10 protein-coding genes are annotated in these 11,239 nt (G+C 52.3%); all 10 read right to left on the reverse strand.

What is annotated here, in order from left to right:
* A partial coding sequence (locus tag QVO97_RS09030) for a potassium/proton antiporter (RefSeq protein WP_288189503.1) occupies positions 1 to 981 on the reverse strand: 981 nt, incomplete at its 3' end.
* A gap of 101 nt (positions 982 to 1,082) precedes the next feature.
* Positions 1,083 to 2,363 (reverse strand): DUF1576 domain-containing protein, encoded by a 1,281-nt coding sequence (locus QVO97_RS09035; RefSeq protein WP_022360008.1) that lies wholly within the window; start codon positions 2,361 to 2,363, stop codon positions 1,083 to 1,085.
* Positions 2,364 to 2,558: 195 nt separating this feature from the next.
* Positions 2,559 to 3,095: a shikimate kinase gene (locus tag QVO97_RS09040; RefSeq protein ID WP_022360009.1), complete on the reverse strand. Its 537-nt coding sequence runs from the start codon at positions 3,093 to 3,095 to the stop codon at positions 2,559 to 2,561.
* Entirely contained in the window at positions 3,092 to 3,778 is a 687-nt protein-coding gene (locus QVO97_RS09045) for a flavin reductase family protein (RefSeq protein ID WP_022360010.1), read from the reverse strand. The genes QVO97_RS09040 and QVO97_RS09045 overlap by 4 nt, the downstream gene beginning before the upstream one ends.
* 12 nt (positions 3,779 to 3,790) lie before the next feature.
* The gene (locus QVO97_RS09050; RefSeq protein ID WP_022360011.1) at positions 3,791 to 4,066 is read right to left on the reverse strand and encodes a type II toxin-antitoxin system HicB family antitoxin; all 276 of its coding nucleotides are present in this window, start codon (positions 4,064 to 4,066) and stop codon (positions 3,791 to 3,793) included.
* A 94-nt stretch (positions 4,067 to 4,160) separates the two neighbouring features.
* Positions 4,161 to 5,825, reverse strand: a complete 1,665-nt coding sequence (locus tag QVO97_RS09055; protein WP_288189515.1) for a putative manganese-dependent inorganic diphosphatase — start codon at positions 5,823 to 5,825, stop codon at positions 4,161 to 4,163.
* A 371-nt stretch (positions 5,826 to 6,196) separates the two neighbouring features.
* Positions 6,197 to 7,141 carry an ROK family glucokinase gene (locus QVO97_RS09060; RefSeq protein ID WP_022360013.1) on the reverse strand — a complete coding sequence of 315 codons (945 nt, stop codon included), beginning with the start codon at positions 7,139 to 7,141 and terminating at the stop codon, positions 6,197 to 6,199.
* A gap of 229 nt (positions 7,142 to 7,370) precedes the next feature.
* Entirely contained in the window at positions 7,371 to 9,356 is a 1,986-nt protein-coding gene (gene tkt, locus QVO97_RS09065; RefSeq protein WP_022360014.1) for a transketolase, read from the reverse strand.
* A gap of 46 nt (positions 9,357 to 9,402) precedes the next feature.
* Positions 9,403 to 10,686, reverse strand: a complete 1,284-nt coding sequence (locus QVO97_RS09070) for a DUF5711 family protein (protein WP_022360015.1) — start codon at positions 10,684 to 10,686, stop codon at positions 9,403 to 9,405.
* A 72-nt stretch (positions 10,687 to 10,758) separates the two neighbouring features.
* Positions 10,759 to 11,239 (reverse strand): LysM peptidoglycan-binding domain-containing protein (locus QVO97_RS09075; protein ID WP_288189508.1); only part of this gene is annotated, 481 nt, incomplete at its 5' end.

Raw genomic sequence — 11,239 nt, forward strand, 5'->3', positions numbered from 1 at the left:
TTTCGACGGCGCGAGCAGCAAGCCAACCGCCGCCGGACGAGCCACAAATGTTAAAAACAATGCGATTGCGATCGCCGGAAGCACGATCGACGGCATCTGCGAGGGAAATGCCAGAAGTCCCAGTAGGAAAAACAGAAGCATCTGCATCATGCCGGTAAATGCATCAAAGAAGCCAACCAGCGCTTTCTGGTTCTTCAGCTCCTGATTTCCGAGGATAATACCGGTCAAATACACGCTTAAGTAGCCATTTCCACCAATCTGGGATGCAAGCGCGTAAGAAATGATTGCCGCCGCAAAGACAAAGATCGTGTCAAATCCCTCGCCATAAAAGGCATACCGCTTTAAAAGCCATGTCACCAACCACGCGACCGTCGCGCCGGTCAAAAGCCCAAATGCGAGCTGGCGGATCAAAAGCAGAACCGCCGAACCGCCGCTCACACTCCCCGTCATCGCAGACAGCAGAATCACCGTCATCATGTACGCAAACGGGTCGTTGCTTCCGCTCTCTAACTCCAGCATGGATGCCGTGCCGTATTTGAGGTTCAGCTTGCGCGAACGCAGGATCGAGAACACGGATGCCGCATCGGTCGATCCAAGAACTGCGCCGAGAAGCATTCCTTCCATCAGTGCCATCTTAAGCACCAGATGACAGAACAGCCCGGTCAAAAGCGCCGTCAGCACTACACCCACCGAGGATAACAAAATCGACCGCCCCGCGACCGGCTTCGCCTCACTCCAGCGCGTGCCGAACCCGCCGTAAAACATAATAAAAATCAGTGCCACCGAGCAGACCTGTTCCGCCAGTGCAAAATTGCCGAATGGAATCTTAAAAATACCGTCCGATCCAAACAGCATTCCCAGCATAATAAAAATAAACAACGTCGGCACCCCCAGCCGCCCCGAAAGACGGCTTCCCGCGATGCAGACAAGGATAATAATCGCTACGACCAGAAGCGCAAATGAAGTTGAAATATGTATCATTCCTTTCTATGTTTAGTAGGTATCATAAATGTGGTGTTTTTATAATGATACAATATCTCTATGCCTCTTTCGTGTTAAGATTCCATTAAAAAGAGGAAATCTTACAGCGACAGATCTCCCTTCGCCCGCGCCCTCCGGTCGCGGATCGACTGGATCACCGGCACCAGGAACATTGCGACGATACCGCCCGCAAATCCATTGTTATAGAGGTTCATGCCCCCATACACGATCCCGACATTGAGCGCCACCGACGCGTGCAGAAAACCGGCTAACACGCCGCATAAAATTCCAAACTCTCCGGCGATCGGCGCCAGCGTCGTGGAAAAGAGCAGCGCCAGAAGTGCCGACGGATTCGTGATATCCCACGCCCGGACGGTACTCGCAATGCAGACGCCCGCCATGATCGGGAAAATATTCCGCAAATGTTTTCCAGTCGCACTGAATCCAACGATGGTAAAGATTCCGCCGATCGTCGGTCCATTTAGGTTTCCGCCGACTGCCAGCACAAAGAAGGTCGCAAACAGACCATTGAGTCCCATGTTGAGAAGCGTCACTGCACCGCCCAATTCCAGCAGGTAATCGGTACCGCCGATTCCCGTTGTCCCAAGGAGTTTTTCATACCCTAAAAGCGTATCTTTTCCGCGCCACAGCACTGCCACCACCGACATGCCTGCAAACAGGACAAATAGCAGCCCTAAAAGCATCGCATCATTGCCGGAGGACCAGATAAGACGCGCCTCCGTCTCAATTCCAAAGGACTTAAACGTGGAGACCAGGACCGTCGCAATGATGCCAGAGGCAAATCCCACATTATAAAGGGAATATCCCTTATGGGCATAGTGGGAATGCGTCGCGAGCGGTGGAAGCACGAATCCGATACAGATTCCCACCAGAATCGTCACACAGAAGCGCTGCCAGATCGGCAGCTCCACCACGTGCATCAGCTGTGTGATGATCGGAGACAGGCTCGTTCCGTAGATGCCGACATAAATATAGTTGGATAAGTGCATTTTATGATATTTTGCATAGAGAAATACACCCAGAAAAATCGCCCAGATATTCATCAGATTTTTTCCGAACAAAGAGAATCCAAACATCAGACAGCAGGACGTGATCGTATGCCCGTCCATCTCCATCCCAAGACTATAGACAAAGTAGATGCTGATAAGCGCCATCATCCCGGCATTGACAAACGCGGCTCCCATGCCGCCGACCGCAATATAATCGGTGATCAGGAAATCCGGCTCCCATATGATTTCATAGATACCAGTCACAATGGAATCAAACGGCTGTATAATCAGCCCCACTGAAATGAAATAGATCGGAATCAGTGCCAGAAGAAAGAATTTCATCTCTCTGGACAAAGATTTCACTGTAGTCATATACGCACACCTTTCAAAAAAGGGATGCAAAAAAGATTCCGCATCTTTGCACCCCCGACTGTTAACATTCTATAAAAATGGTTACTATTCTATTGTATTGGATTTTCAACTGTTTTGCAACTGATTTTTTCTCACTGTAACCCGTTATGAAACCCGTCCGGCAGAACCGGCTGCCCCCATTCTCATGTGAAATTGTTACTCTTCCTCCGGCGCACTTCCCAGCACATAACCGCGCTCTTCCAATATTTCGCGCAGCTCATCAACCACCGCCCCCAGCTCTTTACCTTCCTCGTCGATCGTGATGTCCGCGTATTTCTCAAAATACGAGATCCTCTCATGGTAGAGATCCAGAAGTGTCATGCCGTCTTTCAGCGCCACGCCGCGGTCCTTGACATCGCCGACGCGTTTTACCAGCTCGTCATAAGTAATTTTCAGATAGACAACCAGTCCGATGGATTTTAAATGTTCCATCGCTTCCTTTCCGTAGATCACGCTGCCACCCGGTGCGATGACCGCCTGCTCGGCTTCCACCCCCGCGTTGACGCGATTCTCCACATCGAGAAATCCGTCCAGTCCCTGTTCTTCGATGATCTCGCGCAGACGCTTACCTTCCTGTTCCTGAATCAGCAGATCCACATCTATAAAGGAATAGCCCAGTCTCTTTGCTAAAAGCACTCCGACCGTGCTCTTTCCTGCGGACGGCATACCAATCAGGGTTACATTATTTTTCATCTTTGGCACCTCTTCTTTTTCTTTACACTCCATCCAAATGTTCCAAGAAGCTCTGAAAGCCCATAATAGCCGCCATGCGAATACACAATCGGTTCCGCCTTTGCAAGCTCCAGGCTGCCGCGCTCGTTGAGCCACTGCTCGTCCACGCTGACACCCGTTACCTCTGCCAGAAACATATGATGTGACCCCAGTTCCTTGACTTCGGTCACCCGGCACTCGATCGCGACCGGGCTTTCGGCGATCACCGGCGCTTTCACCGTCTGCGCCGGAACCGGTGTGAGCCCTGTCTCCTTCCATTTATCCACATTCCTGCCGGAGCGGACGCCGCAGTAATCGGTCGCATACGCCATCGACTCCGTCGCCAGGTTGATGACAAACTCACCGCTCTCCCGCAGCATATGGTAAGAATAGCGCTCCGGGCGCACCGAAATGTACGCCATCGGCGGGTTCGTACAGATCGTGCCCGTCCAGGCAATCGTGATGATGTTGCTGTTTCCTTCGCAGTCCGCCACTGTGACCAGCACCGCCGGAACCGGATAAATCATATTGCCCGGCTTCCACTGGGTGCGCGGTCCCGGAGTGTTCCGGGTCTCCACCCGTTTTTTCAACTGTCCTTCCGGGTTCTGCCTTGCTCCTCCCCGGCGACGCTCTTCTGGCTTTCCAGCCGCTCTCTTCTGTGCCATCCCTATATCCTCTTAATCGTTGTCCGGGAGAAGTTTGATCCGGACCATGATCTGTTTCACCATGCTTCCTTCCGGCAGGCTCATATCATCGATATGCGTCTGTGCCGGCAGATCGCCCTCTTCCTCCAGCTCCAGGCTGATCCAGTTGTACGCTGCCTCCCGCGCATTTTCCACCGCATCCTCCAGATCCGGACCTTTCGCCTCGCAGCACTCCAAATCCGGGAAATATGCATCATACCCTTTTCCATCTTTCTTAGGCGTAAAAACCGCCGGATATACAAATGTCATGGTATCCTTCCTTTCCGTCCGACCTTTCTGCCCTGCACGAACTATCACTGGATTTTCCGTATGAAACAATCCCGTCCGCGCACCGTCACCTGATTTACTGCTCCAGTGTCACTGTCAGTGCCGGAATCAGCTGTTTCTTTCTGGAAACAACACCCGGCAGTGTTGCCGTCTGCTTCAGCTCTTCATTTGCATCAACTACGTGGAACGCATCTGCCACAACCTGTGCCGCCCCCTGTCCAACACAGAGAAGTTCGGTCGTCTCCGTCAGGATATTCGTCAGCATGAAGAAGATCATATCCAGACCTTCGTCCTCACGCGCCTTCTCCATAAACGGCAGCATACGGTTCTTCAGCTTTCCAAGCTCCTCTGCATTCAGGGAGTTGATCTGACCGACGCCGAAGTTTGTCTTTCCAGCTGAGAATTTCTTGAAATCCAGATACAGAATCTCTGCATCGCTCTTGCCCTTTAACTCGCTGCCTGCCTCAAACATCTGGTTTGCGAACTCATCCAGCTTGATGCCTGCCATCTCAGCCAGAGAAACCGCTGCCGCCCGATCCATCGGTGTGCAGGTCGGAGAACGGAACAGAAGCGTATCGGAGATGATCGCACTGCAGAGCAGACCTGCGATGGTCTTGTCGATCTCCAGCCCCTGTTCGCGGTACATCTGCAAGATGATCGTTGCCGTACAGCCGAGCGGCTGGTTACGGAAGAAGACCGGTCCGACTGTCTCCACAGTACCCAGACGATGGTGGTCAATCAGTTCCAGGATATTGGCATTCTCGATGCCGTCTACCGCCTGGCCGCGCTCATTGTGATCGACCAGAATCACGTTCTTTCCGCGCGCACCCAGTAAGTTACGGCGGGAAATCAGGCCTTTGTATTTGCCTTCTTTATCGAGTACCGGGAAATGACGGAAACGCTTGCTTGCCATCACATCCTTAATATCATCGATGAAATCATCTGTATCGAAGGTGATCAGCTTCTCAGTCTTCATGAAATAGCTGATCGGCATACTCTGGTTAATGAGACGGGCTGCCGTGTAGGTATCATACGGAGTTGTGATGACGGTACAGCCGCGCTCCTGTGCCAGTTTTTTGATCGTCATGGAAACGCCAGCGCCCTCACACACGATGATACAGCTTGCACCCATCTCGATCGCGCACAGCTGCGACTCATAGCGGTTGCCGAGGATAACCAGGTCGTTCTCTTCAATATAATATTCCATCATATCCGGATTAGCTGCCGCAATCAGGACTTTTCCTTTATCAAAGTACTCTTTCTCATCGCCAACAAAAATCGCGCCCTCCAGGGTCTCGATGATATTTGCATACTGGGTGCATGCCTTGGAAAGAATGCTGCTGTCGTATACATTCATATAAGAACGGGTGATATCGCCGACTGTGATCAGACCTTCCAGTATATTCTTATCGGTAACAGCCGGAAGTGTTACCAGACCGTCCTCCTGCATCAGGTTCCATGCTTTTCTCAGGGAAATATTCTTGGAAACACCTGGCGTCTCGCGGATCTCAATATCCTTGACCTGCGTTTTGACGGATTTAATCAGTTTCGGCACATCTACCTTAAAGTAATCCAGTACGAAGGTTGTCTCCGGGTTCAGTTCTCCGGCACGGCACGGTACATATTCGCCGCCCGTCTGAAGTGTTTTGAAATTCGCATAGCCGATTGCAGAACAAATCGAATCCGTATCCGGGTTTTTATGTCCAATTACAATCGTTTTCTTTGCTTTTTCTGCTGCCATTTTTTCCTCCTGATTCGCACCGTGCGCTGCAAATTCTGCCATTTTTCTTTCTATCCTCTGTTTTGATAGAGAAACCTCTGATTCATGAAACTTTTTTGTACAAAATCGCCAATTTTCATAATCTGTTTACACGGTGTTCATATTTTATTCATATCTTATTTTTATACTAAAAGCATAAAAGATTTCACTTTTCAAATTTGTTTTATAGTGATTTTGCACATAGATTTTTCATAATTGCCCCGGATGCTTGACCGCTCCGGGGTCTCCTCTTGTCTACAGCATTTTTCGGCATATCTGAACGTTTTTCTATCCCTATTTCCTTCAAACGTCCAGACCATTTACCCTGCACTCTGTCACTCAAAACAAGGCGCCTAATCTAAGATCAGTCTTGCCGCCCCATAGATACCTGCATCATTTCCCAATGTTGCCAGGCGAACCTCGCCCTTATTCTCAGAGATCGGGGTCAATTCGCGGTAATAGCGGTCAATCCAATCCGTTAAAAAAGTCCCCGCCTTGGATACGCCTCCTCCGATGACGAAAATCTCCGGATCCACGGTCATCGAAATGGTCGCCAGCGCCCATCCGAGATAATAGCACACGGTGTCCATAACCTCCAGCGCCAGTGCATCCCCGGCTTTTGCCGCATCCAGCACATTTTTTGCGGTGATCGCATCACCGTAGGCACGCATCACCGATGCATCCGGCTTTGCCGCCATCTTCCGTCTCGCCTCCCTGGCGATACCGGTCGCGGACGCTACCTGTTCCAGACAGCCGTGTCCGCCGCAGTTGCAGGTTTCTTTCTCGCCCTCGCGGATATGGATATGACCGATCTCGCCGCCCAGTCCGTGGCGTCCTGCAACGATCTTCTGATCGTGTACCACGCCGCCGCCGACACCGGTTCCCAGCGTCACCATCACGATATCATGGCAGCCCTTGCCGCCGCCCTGCCACATCTCGCCGAGCGCCGCCACATTAGCATCATTACCGGAGCGGACCGGCATTCCATCTAATAACTCACTCAAAATCTTCTGCGGGTTCAGATCGCGCCATCCTAAGTTGACGCAGACCTCCACATAGCCGTCCGGCTGCACCGGCCCCGGAAATCCCATGCCTGCGCCGATCACGGCATCCATCGGAATTCCCCGCTCGTTCAATTTCTTCCTGATCGAAGCGGCTACATCCGGAAGAATGTACGCCCCATTCTCTTCCTTGCGGCTCGGAACCTCCCACTTATAAACAAGCGTTCCGTCCGTCTCAAAAAGACCAATCTTAACCGTCGTTCCGCCGACGTCTATCCCAATACATTTTTTTTCCATGTCTGGATCCCTTCCCTTACGGCTGCACTGGCAGCCTTTCTTCTATGCCCTCATCTTTTTTCTGCGCTGGCTCTTATTATACGCAATGCATCCCCGTTTTGCAAGGTTTGGAAAGCAAAATACACCTGCCTGCCGGAGAAAGGCGCATTTCTGCTTAAGCGATACCGCATTCTTTTCTGCCGACAGACAGGTGCCTGTCTTTTATCTTATTTTTTTACCAAAATCAGCATTATTTCAGGCTCTTAGCCACCTCTACCACATGCTCAACGGTAAAGCCGAACTTCTTGAACAGAAGCCCTGCCGGTGCGCTGGCGCCGAAACTTTCCATCGCGATGATCTTGCCGTCTAAGCCGGTGTACTTGTCCCAGCCGAAGCTTCCAAGCGCCTCTACTGCTACACGGCGGCGTACTTCTCTCGGAAGTACGGACTCCTTGTACTCCTCGCTCTGCTCCTCGAACAGATCCATACACGGCATGGAGACAACGCGGACTTTCTGACCTTCTGCTGCCAGAGTCTCTTTTGCATGAACCGCCAGAGCTACCTCGGAACCGCTGGCAATCAGAATTAACTCCGGTGTGCCCTCGCAGTCGTCGATGATGTAGCCGCCCTTTAATGCCTCACGGCTGCTGCCTGCCATCGGCTCCAGATTCTGTCTGGTCAGCACCAGTGCGGTCGGTGTGTGCTCGGAAGTAACAGCACTGTACCAAGCTGCCTCTGTCTCGGTCGCATCGCACGGGCGGAATACATGGAAGTTCGGCATCGCACGCAGCGCTGCCATCTGCTCGATCGGCTCATGGGTCGGTCCATCCTCGCCAACGCCGATGCTGTCATGCGTAAATACATAGGTCAGCGGCACGCCCATCAGTGCAGACAGTCTTGCCATCGGTTTGCAGTAATCACTGAATACAAAGAAGGTCGATACATACGCACGCAGACCGCCGTGCAGCATGATGCCATTTCCGATCGCTGCCATCGCAAGTTCGCGGACACCAAAGTGCAGGTTACGTCCAGCTCTGTCCTCTTTGGAGAAGTCGCCCGCATCCTTCATGTTGGTCTTGTTGGACGGTGCCAGGTCAGCAGAACCGCCAAACAGGTTCGGCAGAACATCCTTGATGTAGTTGATCAGGCGTCCGGAGATCGCACGGCTTGCTTCCGGTTTCTCCTGTTTTGCCCAGAATCCGGCGTCATCTTTCAGCGCCTCGCCCGCCTTTGCATTGTGATACTGGTTCCAGAGCGCTTCCATCTCCGGATATTCCTCGCAGTAAGCGGCAAACATCACGTTCCATGCAGCTTCTACCTCTGCCTTCTGCTCTGCGATCTCGGAGTAGTTTTTGTATACCTCTTCCGGCACGAAGAACGGCTCTTCGCTCGGCCAGTTTAAGTTCTTTCTGAGTGCTTCCACATTCTCCACGCCCAGCGGCTCGCCGTGTGCGCTCGCCTTGCCCTGTTTTGCCGGGCAGCCGAAGCCGATCTGCGTCTTGATGGTGATAAAGGACGGATGCTCGGTATCTGCCTTTGCAGCCTCGATCGCCTTGCCGATCGCGTCGATATCATTGCCATCTTCTACAGTGATCGTCTGGAAACCAAATGCCTGCATACGCTCCTGTACATTCTCACGGAATGCGATGTCGGTGCTTCCCTCGATGGAGATGCGGTTGGAATCATAGAGAACAATCAGCTTGGAAAGTCCCAGGGTACCTGCCAGAGAGAATGCCTCAGAGGAAATGCCTTCCATCATACATCCGTCGCCGCCCAATACATAGGTGTAATGGTCAACTACCGGATAATTTTCTTTGTTGAATACGCTTTCCAGATGTGCCTCAGCCATCGCCATGCCGACTGCCATACCCATACCTGCGCCCAGCGGACCGGTCGTCGCCTCAACGCCAACGGTATGACCATATTCCGGATGTCCCGGAGTCTTGGAATCTAACTGGCGGAAGTTCATCAGATCTTCTTTGGAAAGATTTCCGTAGCCAAACAGGTGCAGCAGAGAGTACAGCAGCATGGAACCATGACCGCCGGATAAGATGAAACGGTCTCTGTTCTCCCACTTCGGGTTGGCTGGGTTATGGTTCATATGATGTGCCCACAGTTCATAAGCCGCTGCTGCACATCCCAGCGGAAGTCCCGGATGACCGGAATTTGCCTTCTGGATTGCGTCTGCGGATAAAATCCGGATCGCGTTTACGGATAATGTGTCAATCTGATTCATAAGTAACCTCCTGCTATGTATCTTAATTTTAAAAACTAAACGTGTGTTATTTGAGGCGGATCTCGCGCATCCGGTCGCCGCCGCTGATAATCAGTGAATTGAACGCGCGGCCGCGTGTTACCTGCGCCACAGAGAAATCAAACTCCCCGGCAAACCGCTCCTTGCCGGACAGACTGTAGACCCGACAGGAATTTTCGTTATTTAGGATGACGAAATCGCCCTGTATATTTATGTTACGCCACGAATACGAGAAATCTGCCGTACCCATAGCGGTTCCATCGGATTTAAACATGCTCAAACGGCTCTCACTTCCGCCCTCGGTGTTGTCCGAGATGACCGCCACATAGTCCTTCGACCATGCCACGCCGCGGACTTCCCCGTCGATCTCCGCCTGGCGCACCAGCGCCGGGCTTGTTACATTTTCCAAAGAGAAAAATGCCACCTGATCATCCGCAAATGCACACGCGTGATCCTCGTCGAGAAACCGGACGCGCGGACAGATGCTGTCTCCCAGCTCATCAAAACCTCCGACCAGACGGTCTGGATAATTCTTTCCATATTCGGAGAAATTGTAAAATACAATCCGGTTTTTGAGTGCCCCGTCCTGCAGATACAGGTCGGAAAGCATGACCTGCGTACCATCCGGCGATAAGGAAACGTCCATCAGGTAACCATTTCCCGACATAACCGTCTTGATCGCCCAGTCAAGCTCGCTGCCGTCTTTCTTGAAAAAGGTCACATACGAAGCATTGCTGTCCTCCACCAGCGCCGCCACGATGCCGTATGCCGATACGCTGACGCGCAGGATCGGCAGAAGCGTCGTCGCCTGTCCCTGGCTTCCGGTCTTATCCACAATATAAATATCATTGCCCTGCTGGTCCCCGATCACGGCATAATCGCCGTTGACATAGCAGATCGGCGATTTCAGCTCATAACTCATCGACCAGACCGCCTTGCCGGACTTGTCCAGATAGGAAGCTCCGTCCTTCGTGTATTTCAGGACATTTTCCCCAAACGGGACAAATTCCGTCGTGCTGCTCTCACTCGCCGCAATCTCTTTTTCCCACGCCACCGTATAGTCCGTGTAGGCATGGTTATCTTTATAATACATAAAACCAGCCGCCAAAAGCGCCGCGATTAACACCGCCGTCAGCACCCTGCGGAGACGTTTCCGTCTGGAATGGCGCTCGGCTTTCTCCGCCACCTCTTCCTCATTTTCTCCGTGGCTTATGCCCCGGCGGGGAAACATGTCCTGCGTGGCGGTGTCGATCACACGCCCTCTCAGCTGCTTTTTCTTCTGTTCCCGTTCAATCGGGTTCATCTCACTCATTTTTTTATCTCCTGTAGCTGGACTGCCATCTTGATTATACACTATTTTAGATGGTTTGGCATTATCTTTTTGCTATTCTCCGGACACATCCGGCATCACCAGCGTCTGCCCTGCGATAATGCGGTTTTCATCGGTCAGATGGTTGACCGCAAGGATATCGTCCAGATGACGGATATTGCCATAAAGCTTAAAACAGATCCCATAGAGCGTCTCCCCGTCCCCGACCGTGTACGTGCCGCCGGGCTTCAAGTTTGTGACCGGATAGTCCTGTCCCGCTGTCGAATTGCCGCCCGGATTCGGCAGGTCGCGCTGTGCCTCCGGCTCCGGCAAAATGTACGGGGCTTTCGTCTCCGCCATTTTTCCGTTCTCTTCGCTCTGCCCACCGGAAGCCTGTCCATTCTGTCTGCCTGCTATGGCAGTGCCCTCTGTATCTCCATCCGCCGCGCTCTCAAGTGTCCATTTATGCGCCTGTCCTCCGTTTTCCGCTGTTGTTCCGTCTGCATCCACATCCGCGCCGGCCTCGCCGCTCTCAAGCGGCGTCACACTGCCGCGG

This window comes from Clostridium sp. CAG:43 (assembly GCF_000434655.1).
GTDB lineage: Bacteria > Bacillota > Clostridia > Lachnospirales > Lachnospiraceae > Otoolea > Otoolea fessa.

Coding starts and splice junctions, on each gene's coding strand:
- QVO97_RS09035 (WP_022360008.1), bottom strand. CDS start 2,363: ATGACTACAGTGAAATCTTTGTCCAGAGAGATGAAATTCTTTCTTCTG.
- QVO97_RS09040 (WP_022360009.1), bottom strand. CDS start 3,095: ATGAAAAATAATGTAACCCTGATTGGTATGCCGTCCGCAGGAAAGAGC.
- QVO97_RS09045 (WP_022360010.1), bottom strand. CDS start 3,778: ATGGCACAGAAGAGAGCGGCTGGAAAGCCAGAAGAGCGTCGCCGGGGA.
- QVO97_RS09050 (WP_022360011.1), bottom strand. CDS start 4,066: ATGACATTTGTATATCCGGCGGTTTTTACGCCTAAGAAAGATGGAAAA.
- QVO97_RS09055 (WP_288189515.1), bottom strand. CDS start 5,825: ATGGCAGCAGAAAAAGCAAAGAAAACGATTGTAATTGGACATAAAAAC.
- QVO97_RS09060 (WP_022360013.1), bottom strand. CDS start 7,141: ATGGAAAAAAAATGTATTGGGATAGACGTCGGCGGAACGACGGTTAAG.
- tkt (WP_022360014.1), bottom strand. CDS start 9,356: ATGAATCAGATTGACACATTATCCGTAAACGCGATCCGGATTTTATCC.
- QVO97_RS09070 (WP_022360015.1), bottom strand. CDS start 10,686: ATGAGTGAGATGAACCCGATTGAACGGGAACAGAAGAAAAAGCAGCTG.